A 19730-nucleotide genomic window follows, 5' to 3' on the forward strand; every position below is an offset into this window, starting at 1 on the left:
CGATCGGTCCGTACCGATCGCGAAGAGTTCGAGGGCGTTGGTGACCGGGTTGTAGACCACGGCGGGAGTGCCCGTGAAGTGCCCCCCGGCGCCGATGAGTGACCAGGTGGACCAGCCTGCGCCGTTGGTGTTGTAGATGTGGGCCATGGTGCCGTCGGCGGTCAGGGCGAAGACCTCTGCGGTCTTGGTGTCCGGGTTGTAGACGGTGGTGGGGCTGTCGCTGAACTTCCAGTCGCCGGTCATCGTCCAGGATCCCCAACCGGTGGCACGGGTCCAGGTGGTGCGGTAGAGCGATCGGTCCGTACCGATCGCGAAGAGTTCGAGGGCGTTGGTGACCGGGTTGTAGACCACGGCGGGAGTGCCCGTGAAGTGCCCCCCGGCGCCGATCGTGAACCAGCCGGACCAGTCTTTGCCGTCGGTGTTGTAGTGGGCGTTGGTCATGGTGCCGTCGGTGGTCAGCGTGAAGATCTCTGCGGTCTTGGTGTCCGGGTTGTAGACGGTGTTGCGGCCCCCGGTCCGACTGGCCATCACAGCGGACCATGCTGAGGTGGTCTGTTGGATCCAGGTGGCGAGGTCGTCGGTGCGGGTGTCGTAGGCGCCGGTGTGGGTGGTTTCGGTGGAGCCGAGGCAGCCGTTCTGCCAGGAGCGGCTGTTGAGGGCGGCGAGTTCGTAGTGGTCGCCGACCGGCCGTAGTGCGGGGCCGCCGGTGTCGCCCTTGCAGACGGCGGCGTCTGCGGGGGTTTTGGCGGTGATGGTGAGGCCGGTCGGGTCGACGGCGCCGACGGTGAAGGCGGCGCTGTGGAGCTGGTCGGGCACCCATTCGGTCTTGGTGCGGCCGTAGCCCGTCACCCGGAGTTCCTCACCGGCGGTGGGGGCGGTGGTGGACAGGGCGAGTGGGGTGATGTCGGTGACGGGGTTGGCCAGGCGTGCCATGACCAGGTCGCGGTCGGTGCGGGGGACGAGTTCGGCGACGTCGCGGACCTGGCCCGTGGTGGTGGGGTCGGTGCGGCCGATGGTGGCGGTGGTCTTGAGTGCGGGTGGGCCGGCGGGGACGGTTGCCGGTTGGGCGGGGTTGTCGGCGAAGCAGGAGGCGGCGGTGATGATCCAGTACGGGTCGATCAGGGCGCCGGAGCAGGCGCGTGTGCCGTTGCCGATGTCGATCCTTGCGGTGAACGCGTAGGAGCCGGTCGGCGGGGTGTCACCGCTGACGGCGGGCGCGGACGTGCCGGTGAGCAGGGCACCCGTCAGGGCGGCGGCCGTGACGGCCCCGGTCGTCCAGGCGGTACGTGAGCGTGAGCGAAACATGGGATGACGTTCCTTCGTTGCCGTTGCGACCGGTGGGTGACTCTGTAACGGGTCGGTGCCCGCCCGGCAGTGGCCCGGCGGGCGCGGGGTCAGCCGGTGACGCGGAGTTCGACGAGCATGGTCGACTTCTGGCCGGCGCCCTCGCCGACGCCGGTGATCCCGCCCTTGGGGATGTCCACGGTCTGGGCGACGCCGTCGGCAGTGAGGTTGGCGCGAACCGCGCGGTCGTTGGTCTGGATGAGGAACGTCTGCGGCAGTTCGAGGGTGAGCTGGCCGACGGTGCCGTTCACCCGGAAGCAGACCGAGGGACCGCCGGCCGGGACGGGGACGGCCCGGCTCCAGAGCTGGATCTGGGTGGCGGTGTTGCAGTCGGCGAGGAGGATGTGGCCGTCTCCTCGCAGGAGCTTCAGGCTCGGGAAGGGGCTGGCGCCCGGATAGCTGAAGTCCTCGACCGCCGGCGGCGGGGTCGGGTCGGCGGCCGCGGCAGCCGGGGCGGCGGCGGGCCGGGTGGCGGAGGAGGAGTCGGCCGAGGCGGCGGCCACGGCGGTGAAGGTGACAGCGACGGCAAAAGCGGCAGCCGTCAGCCGGCTGAGCGTGCGGCGGCTCATCCGATTCCCTTTCTGGGCTGATCATGCAGACAGATCTGCAGATGCCAAAAGTATCGAGGATGCGTCCGTTTTCGCCTGGAAACTCAGGGCGCCGGGACGCGAAGAACGCACCGTCCACCCTGAGGGGATCATCAAGGGAAAGTCAAGGGTCACTATTGTGCCTCGACCCTGAATATCGCCGACACGTGTGGAAATCCGCGCATGGCGCCCCATAAGGCCCGATGTCCGGCAAGGTTTGGCCGCCTACCTCACCCGTCCCACCAGGAGCAGGGGCCCCGGTTCTGTGAATCCGGAACTCCTGTCATCGGCTCGGGGACTGGAGCGGGGAACTCCATTTTCGGACCCTGGTTCCGGCCGCTCGAAATATTTCTGCCAGGGGTGGACCGGGCCCATGAATTCGTGCTCTTCTTTCACGTAATGCCAATAGCCAGGCCGTGCTCGAACGAGGCCTGAGTGAGATCCGGGGGGTTTTCTCGTGACGCAGGGGTGGGGTGGTTATGCCATGCGCAGAAGGCGACGCCGAGTACTGGCGGGCATGAGCCGGGTGTGGCTGGGGATGTTGCCGCTGGCCCTCGTCGCGGGGCTGCTGGGGACGAACCCCGCCTCGGCGGCCGACGGCGACGGGCAGCCGGTGCCGCTGACGGACCGCGCCCGGGTGGTGATCTTCTGGCAGAAGGGCGGCCCAGGGGTCCAAGCCGCGGCGGAGGCCGCACTCACCGGCTCGGATGCCGACGTGCGCCGCTTCCTGGACAGCGAGCAGGTACTCGCACAGATTCAGGACGACCAGGTCAGCGCGGCCCAGATCCACTCCGCGGGCGGGAAGGGTGTGCAGGAGGCGGCACGCCGGGCGCTGGCCGGCACGCCCCAGGAACTCGCCGCGTTCCTCGACGGTGGATGGCGTGAACCGCTGAAGGCCGATCAGCAGGTCCGGGTCGCCCAGCTGATGAACGGCGCCGGACCGGGCGTTATACAGGCCGGGCAGGCCGCGCTGAACGGCACCGAGGACGACGTCGACGCGTTCCTGAACAACGGCCAGTACACGGCGCGGGAGGCCGACGACCGCGTACAGCTGGTCCAGATCCTCAGCCAGGGCGGACCCAACACGGTGGCCGCCGCCCGCCTGGCGATCAACGGCACGGCCGACGACGTCCGCGAGTTCCTCGCCGTCGGCCAGCACGTCGCCCGCGCCCGCGACGTGGAGCGCACCACCGTGGCGCAGCTGGCCCAACAGGCCCAGGAGGCCGGGGCCCAGGCGGTCCGTGAGACGGAGGCGGCGAAGGCGTCCGCCGCGCAGGCAGTGGCCGCTTCCGCCCTGGCCAAGGAGGCGACGGCGAGGGCGGCTGCCGAAACGGAGGCCGCGCGCAACGACAGCGTCAAAGCCGGGGCGGCCGCCGCACGGGCGGCCGATGCCGCGGAGCGGGCCGGTCGGGCCGCGCAGACGGCGGTGCAGGCCTCGCGGGCGGCGACGAACTCGGCGCGCGCCGCCGCCAGTGCCGCCTCCCAGGCCGCGTATGCTGCGGCCGGCGCCGCGCAGGCCGCCTCCGCCGCACGGTCGTCCGCGGCAGCAGCCGTCTCCGACCGCTCGCGCGCGGGTGAAGCGGCCAAGGCGGCGGAAGCCGCGGCCAAGGCGGCAGCCGCCGCGGACGTCTCGACACAAGCACTGACCCAGACCAAGGCTGCGGCCTCCGCCAGCAAGGACGCGGCAGACGCCGCGGAGAGCGCCAGCGGCAACGCGATGGCCGCTGCCGCCTCCGCCGACCAGGCCGGCGACTTCGCGGGCCAGGCCGGCGCGCAGTCCTCCCGGGCGAAGGCCGCCGCCGCGTCCACCCGCCGCCACGCCCAAGAGGCCGCCCGTGCCGCCGGCGCCGCCAGGTCCCTGGCGGGGGACGCGGCAAAGGCTGCGGCCAGTGCCTGGACGCTGGCCGCATCCGCCGCCGCCCACGCCCGCGCCGCAGCAACGGCCGCCGACGAAGCTGCGCAGCACGCGACCGAGGCGTCCCAGGCCGCCCAGGTGGCCACCGCGCATGCGGACGCCGCGCAGGTGGCCGCCCAGGAATCGAGCGACGCCGTCGAGGCGGCCAGTACGATCCAGGACCTCGCGCGGCGCGCGGAGGCGGAAGACCTCAACTCCCGTACCGCCGCCGCCGTGGAGAAGGCACGGGATGCCAAGGCTTTCTACGAGGACAAGCAGACCGCTGCGGGCGAGGCCGTCCAGCAGGTGCGCCGGGTCAAGGACGAGGCGGATCGTCTGGCCGGCGCTCTCGCGCAGCCGGGCCCCGACACGACGCGCATCGTCACGGACGGGCGCAAGCTGGCCCTGCTGTCGATGCGGATCTCGGACGCCTGGGGCACGGCCGCCGCCGGCGCCGCACTCTCCGGCCCCGACAGTGCCGTCCTGGAGTACCTCACGACCGGACGCCACCGCGCCAGCGAGATGGACGACCGTGAACGCGCGAGTGCCCTTGCCATCGGCTCCGAACTGCCGGCCGTGCGCGCCGCCGCCGCCCATGCCCTCGCCGACGGGCCGAGCGCGGTCACCGCGTTCCTGAACACCGGCCAGTACCAGGTGGCCGCGCCCGACCTCCAAATCAGTGTCGCCCAGCTCGTCGCGAGCAGCGGCCCCGGAGTGCAACAGGCCGCACGCGCGGCCTTGAACGGCCCGGTGAGCGCCCTGCGCGACTTCCTCACCCGCGGCCGCTACACGGCGCAGATCAGCGACGACCAGGTCCAGGCCGCCCTACTGGCCGGCACCGGCGGCCCCGAAGTCCAGGCCGCGGCACACATCGCCCTCGAAGGGCCGCCGACAGTCCTGCGCGCCTTCGTCGAGACCGGGCAGTACACCGCGCAACGCAAGGACCGGCTGACCGCCACCCATGTCGCCGAGATCCAGCGCTTCATCGCCGAAGCCTCCGCCGTCGCCGCCTACGCCCAACAGAGCGCCGCCGAGGCCGCACAGGTCGCGGCTATCGCCCGCCAGGCGGCGGCCGAGGCCAATGGCTACGCCGTCCAGGCCCGTCAATACGCCGACCGTGCCGCCGGCTACGCCGCCGACGCCCGCACGAAGGCCCAGCAGGCCGAGGCCAGCGCCAACCGGGCCGCCGCCGCGGCCCAGACGGCGACGGCCGCCGAGGGCACCGCCCGCAAGGCAGAGGCATCGGCGGCGTACTCGGCCCGGCAGGCCCAGGTCTCGGCTTCGTGGGCGAACACGTTCGCCCACGATGCGTACGAGTCCGCAGCAACGGCCCAGACTGTGGCGCTGGAGGCCGGTCAGGACTCCCAGAGCGCTGGAAAGGCCTGGGCCCAGGCTTTCAAGTCGTACACCGACATGGTCGCGGCCGAGCAGGAGGCCGAGCGCCGCGCAGTCGAGAACGCGGGCGCTGAAGCAAAACAGCGGGCCGAACAGAAGAAACAGGACGCCCTCGCCGCCATCGAGGCGGAGCTGCGCAAGCAGGCCAAGAGCGACAGCCCAGGGTGGCTCGGCGGCCTGGTCGACAAGATCCTCGACAGTGGACTCGACGGACTTCACAAGTTCCTCGAGGCCGTCGGAGGGGTGGGCGGCTTCTTCTTCCCCGGGTTCGCGGACATCGCCGACCTGATCAACTGCGGCCTCTACGGCCTCCAGAAGGATGTCGAGAACGCGCTGCTTGCCTGCGCCGGTGCTATACCCCTCGCCGGCGACGCGGCAGCCATTGCCAAACTGGCCAAATGGGCTGAGAAAATACCCGGATCAGGGAAAGTCGTCAACTTCCTCAAAAAGCTGTTCGCCAAAGTCCCAGGATCATGCCTGAAGAAGAACAGCTTCCCGGCCGGTACTCGCGTCCTTATGGCCGACGGGACCGGTGAGCCGATCGAACGGGTGTCTGTCGGGGAGCAGGTCCTTGCCACTGATCCACTCACGGGCGAAACCGGCGGCCGCCCCATTGACGCAGTCATCTACACACCTGACGACAGGGCGTTCACCGACCTTCAGATCCAAGGCGAGGACGGCACCGCCCACAACGTCACCGCCACCGACAACCACCCCTTCTGGTCGGAAACCGCGAAGGCCTGGGTCGACGCAGCCGAACTCAAAACCGGGGAGCGACTGCGCACCCCGTCCGCCGGCGCAGTGGAGATCGTTGCCACTGACCACCAGGCAACCCTCCAGGCCGCTTACAACCTCACGGTGCGGGATCTCCACACGTACTATGTACTCGCGGGCGGAACTCCGGTTCTGGTTCACAATAGCGAGTGCTTCGATCTTGAAAAGCTGGTAATTGACGACGCCCACATTGTGGCAGGCCACACGCCCGAAGGGATATTCTCAACCCTCGCATCCAAGACTGAATGGCTTCCGGGGACCACTCCCGAAGCGCGCGCAGCCATGATCAAGGACGTGCTGAGTCGCGGGGAGCGCGTAACGGATACTCAGAATCGAGACGGCATCGCCATGGAATTACTCTACAAGGATCCAGTCGGATATGATCGGGCCACGAAGAGGAATAAACTTTACGTAATGCGCGTATACTATGACCCGGATCTCAATCTGGTCCGCAATGCCTTCCCTGTGGCTCGGTGACATGCGTGCGAATCTCATTCAAGCCAAGTGAGTTCTTTGGCGCCCATGGGCGAGAACATGCGTACGCTGCTGATTTGGCAACAACAACGAGAGCTGATCTGCGGTGGTACTACTTCCTGGGATCGCTGGAGATCTCCCACTGTGGGACCGAGATCGGAACCCCGTGGGAGTGGGTACCACTGTTCGACGCTCTTTACTGCGTACAGCAGGTGATGATATTCGCTCAAGGAGGCGAGGCCTTGGGGAAGATCGATTTCACAGAGAACGCTGAATCCATTGACTTCGAACTGGAGGGCAGCTCTCTCCGTGCAATGCCGAGCTATCTGGAATTCGAGGTCGCCTGCATTGTAAGTGAATTCATTTCCGCCGGCTCGGATTTCATTCGGAATGAATTGATTCGAGTCACCTCTGAGTATCCGCTGCTCGCCAAGAATTTTCACGTGCGCGAGCTGGCTGCAGAGGTTTCCCTCGAGCTCCCGTAAGTGGACGACCCTGCGGGAAATCACCCCGGACCAGGTCGAGAGCGCGGTCACGAACCCCCGGAACCACGTGGGCCTGCGTTCACTGTTCCAGGCACTCGAGCGAGAGCGGTTGATCTTCTGCGACCCGGCCCGCCACGTCCACGCGCCCAAGCAACCACCCGATGCAGCGGGAAAGTGGAGGCCCTCGACCCGGACGAGCTGAGCCGGCCACCGAGAGCTGAGGCGCAGCCTCGAACCGCTTTGCCGAGCACATAGGGCTTGCCGACCAGCGTCAGCACCACCCAGATCACCAACTGCAGCTGCCGTGACCATCGGCCCCAGCGGCGGATCACTCCCCGGGTTCGACCCACTGCGACCGCCAGGCCGGCGGGTCGAACGGGTCCGCGAAGTACTGCGTCTCCCGCACCACCCGCCCTGCCGAGAACTCCATGATGCTCACCGTCTGGGTGGGTTTGCCGTCATAGGTGAGCACGAATTCGGTGACCCAGAGGTCGCCGGATCCGAGGATCCTGCGCACGGTGAAGGTCCGGACCGCGGGATGTTGGGTGCGCAGTGCCTGGATGTTGCTTCTGCCGCGGATGATCTCGCCGGACTGCGGGTACTCGACGATGACGTCGTCGGCGTAGATGTCGTGTTCCGCGTCCGCGTCACCGCTGTTCGATGCGGCCCAGTGCCGGTCCAGCAGGGCCCGGGCAACCGTCGCTTCCACCGTTATGGCCCTTTCGCTCGGAACACCACGTGCCCGATGTCCTGTGACGCGGGCGCGTGCCTGGGCCGGATCGCTCCAGGGCTGGTCACTTGAGGATCTCCAGCATCCGGTTCCCGAGGACCGCGGCCGAGGCCGGGTTCTGTCCGGTCACCAGGTTGCGGTCCTCGACCATGTAGGGTTCCCAGACCGGACCGCGGCTGAAGTCGACCCCGACCTTCGCCTTCACGTCGGTCTCCAGCAGCCACGGCACCCTGGAGGCGAGTCCGACGCCGTCCTCCTCCTCGTCGGTGAAGCAGGTGATGTGGTAGCCCTTGAACGGCGACTCGCCGTGGATCCTGGTGGCCAGCATCGCGGCGGGGCCGTGGCAGACGATGAACAGCGGCTTGCCCGAGGCCAGTTGCCGGGTCAGCAGCCGCCCCACGTCGGCGTCCCACGCCAGGTCCGCCATCGGACCGTGGCCGCCCGGCAGGTAGACCGCGTCGTAGTCCTCCAGGCGCACGTCCGACAGCTGCAGCGGTCGGCGCAGCACCTCCGCGGAACGGATGATGGCCTCCAGTTCCAGGGCGCTGTCGTTTCCGCCGACCATCTCGGGGCGCAGGCTCATCATGTCGACGGTCGGCGTCACACCGCTGGGCGTCGCGACGACGACCTCGTGACCGGCGTCCGTGAGGATCTTGTATGGGTTCGCGAACTCCTCGGCCCAGTAGCCGGTCGCGTGCCGCGTGCCGTCCTTCAACACCCAGTAGGTGGCTCCGCTGACGATGAAAAGCACTTTTGCCATGGCAGAAATCCCCTCTCGGACGCATGCCAGGAGCGGGTTCGGCGGGATGCCCCACGCAACCACGCTAGGCAGCTGCGCCGACCGCGCGCAACCCGGTGCTCCGTCGGCGCTCTGGCACACGTATCGCGCCGCCGACGGTGGCGCCCCCGGCTACGGACACATCCGGTCACATGTCGAGGACCACGTCGGCCGGGGGTGTCGAGCAGCAGATGAGCGCGCTTCCCGTGGCGGGGGGCTCCAGGGGCTGCGGGGCGTAGTCGACGTGGCCGGAGAGGAGCGCGGTCTCGCAGGTGTGGCAGATTCCGGTGCGGCAGGACCAGCGGACGGGCACGTCGCACGCCTCGGCGAGTCCGAGCAGCGTCCCGTAGTCAGGGTGCCAGGGGACGATCAGCCCGCTGCGCGCGAAGGCCACGGACGGCCCCGGGCGGCCGCCGGGAGGAGCGGCCGGCTGGTGCGGTGCCCGGGCGGGTCCGGTCACCACGCCGGGGGTGATGGCGGACGTGGCCCCGAAGACCTCGGTGTGGATCCGGGAGGGCGGCAGGCCGCAGGCCTGAAGGGCTCCGGTCATGTCCCGCATGAACGCGCTCGGCCCGCAGATGTAGGCGTCGGCGTCCGGAGGCGGTTCCAGGCCGCGGATCCGTTCGGGACTGAACCGCCCGCTGACCATGTAGTCGACACCTGGGCGGTCGAACCCGGACGGACGGCTGTAGGAGACGAATGACCGGCCTGCGGGCAGCTGGGAGAGCAGTGCGCGTACTTCGCCGGCGAACGGGTGGTTCTCGCCGTCCCGGGCCGCGTGCAGCCACCACACCGCGCGCTGCGAGTGCTCCGCGGCCAGGGCGTGCAGCATGGCCAGGACCGGGGTGGCGCCGACACCGGCGGACAGTAGCAGGACCGGAGTGTCCGCGTCCGCGAGCAGGAACGTGCCGCGCGGAGCGGCGACATCGAGGACGTCACCCACCTTCACGTGCTGGCGCAGGTAGGTGCTGGCGACGCCGTTCGGCTCCTGCTTGACACTGATGCGGTACGTCTCGGCGCCCGGTCGGCCGGAGAGCGAGTAGTTGCGGATGATCGGGGAGGCCTGTGGGTCCGGCCGCAGGCGGACCGTGAGGAACTGCCCCGGCAGGGCGGCGGGGAGCGGTTCGCCGTCGACCGCTGCCAGAGTGAGCGAGAAGATGTCCGCGCTCTCCGGTTCGATGCGGGCGGCTTCGAGCTGACGGAACCCGGGCCAGGCCGGCGGCGGGCTGCTGGTGGTCAGCCCGCGGTTTCCACCCGCGGCGCCGGGGCCGTGGTCCGCGTCGTCGAGCAGGGCTCGCAGCGACGTCCTCCAGCCGGGGCTCAACGCGGCGATGCGCAGGGCCCGTTCGAGCTGCGGCCGGGCGTGGCCGGGCAGGTAGAGCAGCGCGTCGATCTCCGCGACGGTCATCTCCTCGGGGCCCGAGGCGATCTTCACGATCTCGTCGCCGGCCCGCACCGGCCCTTCGGTCAGCACCCGCATGTAGAAGCCCGGGCGGCGATGGGACACCAGCAGGGCGGCCATCTGCGGCTCGCCGAGCCGCAACCCCACGCGGTAGCACGTCACGCGGGGTTGGGTGACCTCGAAGACCGCACCGCCGATCCCGTAGCGGTCACCGATGCACACCTCGTCGTCGGCGAGTCCGTCCACGGTGAGGTTCTCGCCGAACTGGCCGTACGTGAAGTCGTCCCGCTCCAGGTGCTCCTGCCAGTGGCGGTAGGAGCCCAACTGGTAGACCAGCACTGCTCGTTGCTCGCCGCCGTGCCCGGCGAGGTCACCCTGCCCGTCGCCGTCCAGGTTGAGCCGGCGCGCCATCACGGGCCCGGCGACGGGGTGCTTCCAGATGCCGGTGCGGGTGGTCCTGCCCTGCCAGGGGACGTCCTTGGGCATGCCGACGTTCACGGCGATCAGAACGGCCATGACCTGTGCTCCTCCCGCGCTCGACAGGCCGGTGCCTGCCTCCAGCGTCGTACGGTCGGCCGCCGACCGCACCCGAAGAGCTCTGCGCGGCGCCGGGGCACGGCGACGAGTAGAGTGAAAACCGGTGGGCGCCGTCGCCGCGCGCGTACCGCAGGCGCGGGTACGCCGCCGTCGTCGAGGCGGTCATGAATCTCGACGATCATGCACCTCGAACAGGCCTCGTTCGTCACCGGCGAGATCCTGCACGTCGACGGCGGCCAGAGCGCCGGCTTCTGAAAGAACCGGGATCGGGAGCGATCGACCTATGCGCACTCGCAAGCAGCTGACTCCGCTCGGCGCTGTCGGTGCGGGCCTGGCGGCGGGAGTGGTCGGCACCGTCTGCATGGACGCCGCGCGGTTCCTGCGCCAGCGCCGGGCCGGCGGCGAACACAACGCCCTGCACTGGGAGTTCGCCCCGGTCCGCACCTGGCAGGAGGCGCCGGACCCCGGGCAGGTCGGGAAGCGCCTGGTCGAGGCCTTCACCCGGCGCGAGCTGCCGGACAGCGCGGCGTTCCCCGTCAGCACGTTGATGCACTGGTCCTACGGAGTGGGCAACGCGGCCTTCTACGGCGCCGTCAGCGCCTCGCTGCGCAAGCCCCACGTCCTGTACGGGCTCCCGTACGGTGCGCTCGTGTGGCTCAGCGGATACGTGGTGCTTCCGATCGCGGGACTCTACAAACCCATCTGGAGATACGACGCCAAGACGCTGGGTGATGATCTGACCGCTCACCTCGCCTACGGCCTCGGTACGAGCAGCGCTTTCTGGCTGCTGAGCAGGGTTCCCGTGTTCTCACGACGGCTGTAGTTCGCGATCCGGCTGGTGCTGGCGCACTCCGCCACACTGCGGAGCCGGCCGCTCTGTGTAGCTGGTGCCACCCGTTGAACCGGGTCCGTCCCGCCATGAGCGGTTCGGGTGAGCCGGAACCGGCCCTTCGGCCGTAGTCCAGGGTGGCGGCACAAGCCGCTCGAAGAACCTCGTGCGATCAGCCTGGAAGCCCGAATGAGATGACTCGACATGACACTGCCCGCAGGCCTCTGGCGACGCCCGGCCGGAAAGTGCCCGGCGGCGATGAGACTGGTGGGGCAGCCGAGGCATGGAGTGACGCCACGCTGGTTGGGCGTAGGGGGTCCCGGGCGGCGACCGCTGAATGTCCCCGAGGAGTAGCGGGAGACGACTCTTCGGACTCTTCCGATTGACATGAAATGGTGGAGTGGGACTGTGCGGCGGCAATTCGATCCGTTGGTGGGAACAGAGAACGAGCGGCACTGGCACTCGCAGATGGTTCATGAGGGACTGCTCTTCCCGCAGATCTACGGGGAGCGCACGCTGTACTCCGAACTCGCGCAGCGGCCCGGACGGATCAGGGAGATGCAGCGCGAGCGGCTGACAGCGGTGCTCCGGCACGCCGTCGATGCGGTCCCGGCGTACCGGCGGACCGGGATCACGGTCGACGGCGGGGCGGATCCGTGGCGGGTACTGTCCGCCTTCCCGTTGGTGGGCAAGCGTCAGCTTGCCGAGGGCATGATCGACCACTGCGACGACGACATCGACCCGGCGGTGTGCAGGGTCCTGGAAACGTCGGGGACCAGTGGTGTGCCGTTGCGGATGATCCGCCATGACGACGCGTTCGTCCACGAGTGGGCCACCGCGCTCGTCCGGAACGAGCGAGCGGGGTTGGTGTTCGACCGAAAGGTGCTGATGCCGTGTCTCGCGCGACTCGACCACTGGTTCGAGTACACCTCTCCCGGGATGGGGTTCTCGCGCGTTGCGCAGTTCGGCACGGCCGGACGCACGGCACCCGACCGTGCCGGGTTCGCCGACCGGGCGAGGGGCTTCCGCCCCGACGTGCTGACGGGGTCTCCGCGTAACCTCATGGACTTCATGGGGCTGCTGGGGCAGCACGGCGGCCGCCTGCCGTCGGTGCGGTCCGTCGTGTCGTGCGGGGAGCTTCTCGTCCCCGCCGCTCGGGAGGCACTCGCGGACTTCTTCGGGCTGACGGTGACCGACATGTACGCGATGAAGGAAGTCGGCACCATCGCGGTGCAGTGTGCGCTGGGCTCCTACCACATCGAGTCGGAGCGGCTGTGGTTGGAGGTCGTCGACGACGATGGTGTGCCGGTGCCGGAGGGCAGCGTCGGGGAGGTCGTGATCACCGATCTGACCAATCTGGCGATGCCCCTCATCCGCTACCGGACGGGGGACTTCGGCTCGCTGGCAGGGGCGCCGTGCGCGTGTGGCCTCCCGCACAAGGTGATGGACTTGGTGGAGGGGCGGAACCCGGGGGAGCTTCGCCGGCCGGACGGGACGGCGGTCCCCGTGCTCTGGGCCGTCCGGGCTGTCCGCCGCCACCCGGTCCGCCGCTACCAAGTCGTGCAGGAGGCCGACTTCTCCGTGTCCGTGCTGGTCTCGCCCGCTCCTGCGTTCACCGCTGCGGACACGACGGAGCTGACCCGCAGTCTCGCGGACGTCCTCGGCACGGACGTCCGGTGCCGGGTGCGGGAAGTCGACGACGGCGACTTCCACAGCACCGGCCGGCGCAAGGACGTCGACTTCGTGAGCTTCCTCCCCGACGTCGCCGACAGCCCGGGCAGGCTCTGAGCCTGGGCAACGAAGGCGACAGCAGTGACAGGGGAGGCCCGTTGTCCGATTTTGAGAGGAGGTGACCAACATGACCAAGGAGGAGCGCATCGCGCAGATCCAGCAGTTCTTTCGTGCCGACGGCGTGATCTAGCCGGTCGCCCGGCGACCCGCACGGGGAAGCCGGATTCCGCCCCCGGGCCGGCACCGCGCCGGCCCGGGGATCGGGGACGGGCGCATGTGATGAATCCGAGATACCGCGAGGTGACGTGTAATGGGGTTGTCGTGAGGCCGTGTCAGCCGGACGGGGAAGTCCTGCGAGTGGAGAACCTTCGCAGGGCATTTCCCGGAACCCCGCCTGTCGAGGCGCTGCGTGGCGTCAGTTTCACGGTGCGTGCCGGGGAGATCGTCGGACTGCTCGGAGACAACGGTGCGGGCAAGACCACGCTCTTGAAGATCCTCTCGACGCTGCTCCTCCCGTCAGCGGGCGGGGCCGCGGTCTGCGGTGCCGACCTGGCCGGGCAGGCACGCCGGGCACGCCGTCACATCGGTGTCGTCTTCGGCGGAGACCGGGGGTTGTACCCCCGGCTCTCGGCCCTGGACAACATCATGTTCTTCGGCGGCCTGTCCGGCCCGCACCGCCACCTGCGCGACCGCTCGTTGGCGGCCCTGGAGGAGGTCGGGCTCGCCGAACGGGCCGAGAGCCGGGTCGAGACGTTCTCCAAAGGCATGCGGCAACGCCTCCACCTGGCCGTGGGAATGCTGAACCAGCCGTGCCTGCTCATGCTGGACGAGCCGACGATCGGCCTGGACCTCCTGGAGGGGGAGCGGGTCCGCGAGGCCGTCGCGCGGCTCGCCGGCACGGGCACGGCGGTGCTCCTCACCAGTCACTACCCGACCGACATCGACCGCCTGGCGGGCCGAGTCGTGCTGCTCGAATCCGGCTCGGTCTCCCACGACCTGCCCGTCAACGAGTTCCGGCGGCAGGCGGGTTTCACTGCGGAGGTGAGCTTGTCCGGCCCAGGCGTCGCGCCGCGTGACGCTGCCGAACTCCTGGCCAACGCGTCCGTGCGGATCCAGCAGGACAAGGACGGCTGGAGACTTGCCTTCCAGGTCGGAGCCTGGGACGCGGACGTGCTCGCCCGACTGGCCGAGGTCGTACGACGGCATCCGGTGACGGACATCGATGTCGCCTCGCCCGGTGTCGAGGCCGTGATACGACGACTGGCCGTGAATCGTGGGTGACGCCCTGCGTGCCGCGCGGACGGAAGCGTGGGCGGTGTGGCGCGCGGCCGTGCTTCAGATCAGGGAGACCGGCCGGGTCAGAACGGCGATGGTCGTCTCGGTGATCCAGCCGGTGGTCCTCCTGGCCGTAGTCTCCCGGGGAACCGCGAGTACCGACCCCGGACAGGCGACCGAGGTCGTGTTCGGTTGCGTGATGATCGGCCTGTGGTCGTCCACCCTGTGGGGCGCGGGAACGCTACTGCGCCGTGAGGCGGCCCAGGGAACCCTTGCGGCACTGCTGGTTCGCCCTGTTTCCCTGCTGTCCGTCCTTCTCGGAAAGACGCTCGGGGTTGCTGCGGCGGGACTGGTGCGCACGCTGGCCGCGGTGGTTGTCGCCGTGCCCGTCCTCGGGCTGCACCCACAGCTTCCCCGGCCGTCGGCGGCCGTACTCGTGACTGTCGCGGCCGTCGCCTCCGCAGCAGCGATGGGGCTCCTCCTGAGCTGCGTCGTCCTTCTGTCCCGAGCGGGGCTGCGCATCATCGAGGCCCTCGGCTACCCGGTCTTCGTTCTCGGCGGCATCGTCATCCCGCCGGATCTCCTCGCTCCGGTGCTGCGCTGGCCGGCCCAGGCCGTCAGCCTGCACCATCTGGCCGAGCTGGTGCACGATGCCGCCCACGGCCGGGCGCCTGCCTCCGTTCACCTGGCGGGCGTGCTGATCCTGACCGTGCTCTACCTCGCCTGTGGGGTGTACGCGTTCAATGCCGTGCTGCGGCGCGGCCGAGTCAAGGGGACCCTTGAGCTTGCCTGAATCCGTCCGAAGTGCGCTCACCGTCGGCCTGCGGATCTGCCGTCTCTCGGGGAAGGACTACCGGGTCGCCTCAGCCGGCTTGGCGGCGTCGTCCAGCGTGGCGATTCGGACGGTCTTCCAGGTCGCCTTCTTCACCCTCCTCGGGCAACTCGCTGGGGGAGCCACCGGACGTGCGTACGCGTTCGTCGGAGCCGTCGTCTTCGCTCCGGTCGCAGCGGTCACCAGCCACGTGTCCACTGTGGTGACCGCCGAAGTCCCCCAAGGGACCATGTACCGGCTGCGCCTCGGGAACGTCCCCCTGCTCGCCGTCATGCTCCTGCGGTCGTGGGTGTACGTCGCCGAAGGGCTCGCCATGTCACTCGTGGCCCTGGTTGTCCTTGGGCCCACCATGCTCGGCTGGCGCGCGACGGCCGACGTCGCGGCTGCGTATCCCCTCGTTCTCCTCACCACGATGGGCTGTCTCTGCACAGGAATGCTCTGCTGTGCGCTCGTTCTCCTCGGCCTGGACGAGGGAATGGCCGTCAATTTCGTCGGCTACCTCATACTGCTCTGCGGCGGCGTGGTCGTTCCTGTTGATCCGGACGGAATCCTTCACCTGATCGGCCAGGCGCTACCCCTGGGCGCCGGCCTGAACGCGGTGCGGATCGGTACGACGGGTCAGGTGTGGGGGGCGGTGGCACACGAGGTGGCCGTAGCAGCGTCGTGGCTTCTCCTGACCGGCGTCCTCCTCCGGTATCAGGCCCGACGTGTCCGTCATGGCTCCGCACCCGAGTCGGTGTGACCGCGCACCCACCGGCTGCGTCCTCCCCCTCAACTCCCCTTCCGGAGGCACTTCATGGCTCCATCGGGCCAAGAACACATCCGCGCCCTCGTCCAGGCGCTGCACCACCTCGACACCGATGTCCTGGACCGCTGGGGTCGGATCCTCGCCCCTGCCCTGGCCGCCGGGAGGCGACTGCTGGTCGCGGGCAACGGCGGGTCAGCAGCCGAGGCCCAGCACCTGACGGCCGAACTGGTCGGCCGGTTCCGCGCCGAGCGCGCCCCGCTCTCCGCGATCGCGCTGCACGCCGACTCCTCGTCGGTCACCGCCATAGCCAACGACTACGGGCCCGAGGAGGTCTTCGCCCGGCAGGTCCGTGCACACGGGCGCCCTGGCGACGTCCTGCTCCTCCTCTCCACCTCCGGTACCAGTCCCAACGTGCTCGCCGCCGCCCGCGCCGGCCGGGAAGCAGGCCTCACGGTATGGGCCTTGACCGGCCCCGGCCCGAACCCCCTCTCCGACGTGAGCGACGAGGCGGTGTCCGTGGACGCCGCCCAAGCCGCCACCGTCCAGGAATGCCACCTGGTCGCCGTACACCTGCTGTGTGCCGGCATCGACACCCACCTCACCGGACCCGCTCCCTCCGCCGACACACAACCGGACGACCCGCGTCGACTGGTGGTGGTCGGCGACGTCCTGCTGGACCGCGACATCACCGGGACCGCAGACCGCCTCTCCCCGGAAGCCCCCGTCCCCGTCGTCTCCGGCACCCAGACCGTCAACCGGCCGGGCGGCGCCGGGCTGGCAGCCGTCCTCGCCGCCCGGACCCCCGGCTGGCGCGTCACCCTCGTCTGCGGTACCGGACACGACGAATCCGGGGCGCAGGTACGCGCCCTGCTGGGCGAAGCCGGGATCGAGGTCATTGATCTGGCAACCGGCGGGACCACCCCGATCAAGACCCGCATCCGCACCGCCGACCGCACTGTGCTCCGGCTCGACACGGACACCTGCCCACTTCCACTCGGACCGTTGCCAGAACTGGCGCATGCCCGGCTGGCCACCGCCGAGGCAGTCCTGGTGTGCGACTACGGGCGCGGCATCACCTCCCACCCGGAACTCCGCCAAGCCCTCACCTCTGCCGCAGCCGGCCGTTCACTGGTGTGGGACCCGCACCCCAGAGGCACAGCGCCGGTTCCCGGCACCGCCCTGGCCGTCCCGAACGCCGAGGAGGCATTCGCCTTCAGCGGACACACCGGACCTCGCGACCTGGCGGGCGACACGGCCCGCGCCGTCCGACTGCTGGCCATCTGGCCCGTGAAGCAGCTGGCGATCACACGCGGCCGCAACGGCGCGGTCCTGGTCACGAATCCCGACGGCCACCCCCTGGCAGTCCCGGCCAGATACGCGGCCGGCGACACCTGCGGAGCCGGCGACCAACTGGCGGTCACCGCAGCTATGACGCTCGCCGCCGAACGGCTGCCCTCCCACGCCGTGGCCGCAGCTGTCGAAGCTGCCACCAGCTACATCGAAGCAGGCGGCCCTGCCTCCCTGGCCGTCGTGCCCGCCCCCTGGTGCGCGGGCCCGCTGAAGCGCGCCGCCCGGGTACGCGCGCAGGGCGGCAAGGTCGTCGGGGCGGGCGGCTGTTTCGACCTGCTGCACGCCGGCCACCTCTCCCTGCTCGACCAGGCCCGGCGCCTGGGCGACGTTCTGGTCGTGTGCATCAACAGCGACGCCTCTGTTCGCCGCCTCAAAGGCGAGAGCCGGCCGGTCGTAGGCGAACGCGAACGCGCCATGCTGCTGACAGCCCTGAACTGTGTGGACGGCGTGATCGTCTTCGACGAGGACACCCCCGCAAGGGTGCTGGCCGAGCTCCGCCCGGACATCTGGGTCAAAGGCGGCGACTACGCAGGCCAACGGCTCGCCGAAGCCGACCTCGTCGAAAGCTGGGGAGGAGAAGTCGTCACCGTGCCGTTCCTCGACGGCCACTCCACCACCGGCCGGATTCACCACGTCGCCCAGCGGGCGGGCGTCAGATGATCCTCGGCGGCAGCATCCCGGTCACCGGCACGGTGGTATTCGTCGGCCAGCACACAGTGACGGCCGTGCGACAGAATGACCCGAGGCACAGGCCACATCCGGAACGGCGTCGGAAGGCCGTGTTCCTCGACCGCGACGGCACCCTGACCGAACCCCGCCACTACCCCTCCCACCCCGCCGAGCTGGTCCTCCAACCAGGCATCGAGGCACCACTGCTGGCCCTCCAACAAGCGGGCTACGCCCTCGTCGTTGTCACCAACCAGAGCGGTGTGGCCCGCGGGTTCTTCACTGCGGAGACCATGAGCGCCATGCACGACCGGTTGACCCTGCTCCTCGCCCACCACGGCGTTCATCTCGATGCCGTCTACGCCTGCCCTCACCACCCGGAAGGCACCCTTCCCGCGTACCGAAGCGTCTGTCAGTGCCGGAAACCGGCTCCGGGAATGCTCCACCAAGCCGCCCACGACCTCGGACTCGATCTCACCCGATCCTGGATGGTCGGAGACTCGCCAAGAGACGTCGCCGCCGGTCAGCGAGCCGGAACCCGCACCGCCCTCGTCGGTCGCCAAGCACTCAACTGCCCACGCCCGGACCTCCAGTCCTCGACCACTTACGACGTGCTCCGCCAACTGATCTGACGGCCGAGGGCTGCTCGGAGCCTTGTGCCTCAATTCACCAAGACGCTGCCCTTAGTCGATGAAGTCTTGTGTGAAATAGAAGTAAGTAGCCGGACTCCCGTCGGGAGATGTGCCGGGCCCATAGGATGTTCCCAGGCCGGCCCGTGTGTGATTTCGGTCGAGGAGGTTGGCTCTGTGTGCTGGTTCATTCATCCACCAGTTGAACGCATCCTGGGGCGTGGGCGGAGGAGCGTTTCCTGAGGACCATCCGAAGTAGACGTTCTCGCTGCCGGAAATTCCGACGGCTCTCATGATCCGGTCTGGTGGTGTACTGCCGTCCGATCCCATGTGGCCGGGCCATCCGTTCCATATCTGGTCCTTCAGGCCGGGGTGGTCGGCGAGGTCCTGGCTGTGGGCGCGTGTCGCGCCGACGAGCGCCGCGTCTATCGATACGTCCGGGGACCCGTTCTGCTGACGGGCGCTGTTGACGAGGTCGAAGGTTGCCAACTCCTGCCAATCCATGTAGACCTGGGGTTCATCTGGCCAATGGTCGATGACGAATATCAAGCCGCTCGCCTGATGTCCACCGCCCGCAGCGCATAGACCTTTCTCCGGAAAACCGTCGAAGAACATGGCGTAGCAATTGGCGCAGTAGCGCCAGTTCGTTTGCTGGGTCGGGGCGTCTCCTGAACCGTCATGCCGGACGGTGCACATGTAGCCGCTCGCCTGGTGTCCGCCACCCGCAGCGCATGTGCCCTTTTCTGGAAAACCGTCGAAGAATAAGGCGCAGCAATTGCCGCACCGGCGCCAGTTCGTCTGCTGGGTGGGGGTCTCCGTCGCGTCGGAGGGGAAGCTGTATGCGAAGCCGAAGGCTTTGTGTCCTTGGCCGGCAGGGCATGCGCCTTTCTCCGGAAGAATGTCGAAGAACAGGGTCTGGCATTTGTAGCAGGAGCGCCAGTCGACCAGATTGGTCATGGGATCCTCCAGGACTTGACGCAAGACCTGTTGGTTCTTGCGGGCCCCCTCGGAGTTGTAGCGGGGCGGGGTGCCGGACGGTGCCGCCCCTCCCAGGATGGCGCGCAGGAAGCACCTGCGCACGGTGCCGGTGGGCGTTCGGCGGGAGCTGGGGGAGCAGCTGCAGCTGGGTGTGCGGCGGCCGCAGGTGGACCCGCGGCCCCGGTGGCCGTGGCTGGCCCCGCGTGGCCCTTCGCCCAGGCCCGCGCTCAGTCGAGGCCGGCCTCGAAGCGGGCTTCGGGGACCGGCGACCGGATCATCCCGAGTGCGTCAG

General features: G+C 69.2%; 15 protein-coding genes. 9 read left to right on the top strand and 6 right to left on the bottom strand.

Translation table 11 applies throughout. The features are described 5' to 3' along the window. Window positions 1-1305 (bottom strand): trypsin-like serine protease (locus ACFV6D_RS20785; protein WP_380560678.1); only part of this gene is annotated, 1305 nt, incomplete at its 3' end. Between the two features lie 89 nt (window positions 1306-1394). Next, entirely contained in the window at window positions 1395-1913 is a 519-nt protein-coding gene (locus ACFV6D_RS20790; protein ID WP_380560679.1) for a hypothetical protein, read from the bottom strand. Between the two features lie 535 nt (window positions 1914-2448). On the opposite strand from ACFV6D_RS20790, the gene ACFV6D_RS20795 reads away from it, so the two are divergent. Further along, the gene (locus tag ACFV6D_RS20795; protein WP_380560680.1) at window positions 2449-6471 is read left to right on the top strand and encodes a polymorphic toxin-type HINT domain-containing protein; all 4023 of its coding nucleotides are present in this window, start codon (window positions 2449-2451) and stop codon (window positions 6469-6471) included. A gap of 74 nt (window positions 6472-6545) precedes the next feature. Next, window positions 6546-6953 (top strand): hypothetical protein, encoded by a 408-nt coding sequence (locus tag ACFV6D_RS20800; RefSeq protein WP_380560681.1) that lies wholly within the window; start codon window positions 6546-6548, stop codon window positions 6951-6953. A 328-nt stretch (window positions 6954-7281) separates the two neighbouring features. On the opposite strand, the gene ACFV6D_RS20805 is transcribed toward ACFV6D_RS20800, so the two are convergent. The 3 genes from ACFV6D_RS20805 to ACFV6D_RS20815 all read right to left on the bottom strand — a co-directional run bounded on the left by ACFV6D_RS20805 (window position 7282) and on the right by ACFV6D_RS20815 (window position 10379). Beyond that, entirely contained in the window at window positions 7282-7662 is a 381-nt protein-coding gene (locus ACFV6D_RS20805; protein WP_380560682.1) for a nuclear transport factor 2 family protein, read from the bottom strand. 85 nt (window positions 7663-7747) lie between these two features. Beyond that, window positions 7748-8443 (bottom strand): type 1 glutamine amidotransferase domain-containing protein, encoded by a 696-nt coding sequence (locus tag ACFV6D_RS20810; RefSeq protein ID WP_063351837.1) that lies wholly within the window; start codon window positions 8441-8443, stop codon window positions 7748-7750. Between the two features lie 166 nt (window positions 8444-8609). Further along, window positions 8610-10379, bottom strand: coding sequence for an MOSC domain-containing protein (locus ACFV6D_RS20815; protein ID WP_380560683.1), 1770 nt, complete (start codon window positions 10377-10379; stop codon window positions 8610-8612). A gap of 304 nt (window positions 10380-10683) precedes the next feature. Here ACFV6D_RS20815 and ACFV6D_RS20820 point away from each other — a divergent pair, with 304 nt between their 5' ends. The 7 genes from ACFV6D_RS20820 to ACFV6D_RS20850 all read left to right on the top strand — a co-directional run bounded on the left by ACFV6D_RS20820 (window position 10684) and on the right by ACFV6D_RS20850 (window position 18463). After that, entirely contained in the window at window positions 10684-11223 is a 540-nt protein-coding gene (locus ACFV6D_RS20820; protein WP_380560684.1) for a hypothetical protein, read from the top strand. 438 nt (window positions 11224-11661) lie between these two features. After that, window positions 11662-13017 (top strand): phenylacetate--CoA ligase family protein, encoded by a 1356-nt coding sequence (locus ACFV6D_RS20825; RefSeq protein WP_380560685.1) that lies wholly within the window; start codon window positions 11662-11664, stop codon window positions 13015-13017. A 222-nt stretch (window positions 13018-13239) separates the two neighbouring features. Next, window positions 13240-14241 (top strand): ABC transporter ATP-binding protein, encoded by a 1002-nt coding sequence (locus ACFV6D_RS20830; RefSeq protein ID WP_380560686.1) that lies wholly within the window; start codon window positions 13240-13242, stop codon window positions 14239-14241. After that, a complete protein-coding gene (locus ACFV6D_RS20835; RefSeq protein WP_363377079.1) occupies window positions 14234-15028 on the top strand; it encodes an ABC transporter permease in 795 nt (264 codons plus the stop codon). The genes ACFV6D_RS20830 and ACFV6D_RS20835 overlap by 8 nt, the downstream gene beginning before the upstream one ends. Continuing rightward, window positions 15021-15809, top strand: coding sequence for an ABC transporter permease (locus tag ACFV6D_RS20840; protein ID WP_380379124.1), 789 nt, complete (start codon window positions 15021-15023; stop codon window positions 15807-15809). The genes ACFV6D_RS20835 and ACFV6D_RS20840 overlap by 8 nt, the downstream gene beginning before the upstream one ends. Window positions 15810-15863: 54 nt before the next feature. Beyond that, window positions 15864-17825, top strand: coding sequence for a D-glycero-beta-D-manno-heptose 1-phosphate adenylyltransferase (rfaE2, locus tag ACFV6D_RS20845; RefSeq protein WP_380560687.1), 1962 nt, complete (start codon window positions 15864-15866; stop codon window positions 17823-17825). Beyond that, window positions 17822-18463, top strand: a complete 642-nt coding sequence (locus tag ACFV6D_RS20850) for a D-glycero-alpha-D-manno-heptose-1,7-bisphosphate 7-phosphatase (RefSeq protein WP_380560688.1) — start codon at window positions 17822-17824, stop codon at window positions 18461-18463. The genes rfaE2 and ACFV6D_RS20850 overlap by 4 nt, the downstream gene beginning before the upstream one ends. Window positions 18464-18514: 51 nt before the next feature. Here the strand turns inward: ACFV6D_RS20850 and ACFV6D_RS20855 are convergent, their stop codons facing one another. Further along, complete coding sequence (locus ACFV6D_RS20855; RefSeq protein WP_380560689.1) at window positions 18515-19417, bottom strand: CAP domain-containing protein; 903 nt, start codon at window positions 19415-19417, stop codon at window positions 18515-18517. Window positions 19418-19730: the final 313 nt, after the last annotated feature.

The organism is Kitasatospora sp. NPDC059812 (assembly GCF_042732075.1).
Lineage (GTDB): Bacteria > Actinomycetota > Actinomycetes > Streptomycetales > Streptomycetaceae > Kitasatospora.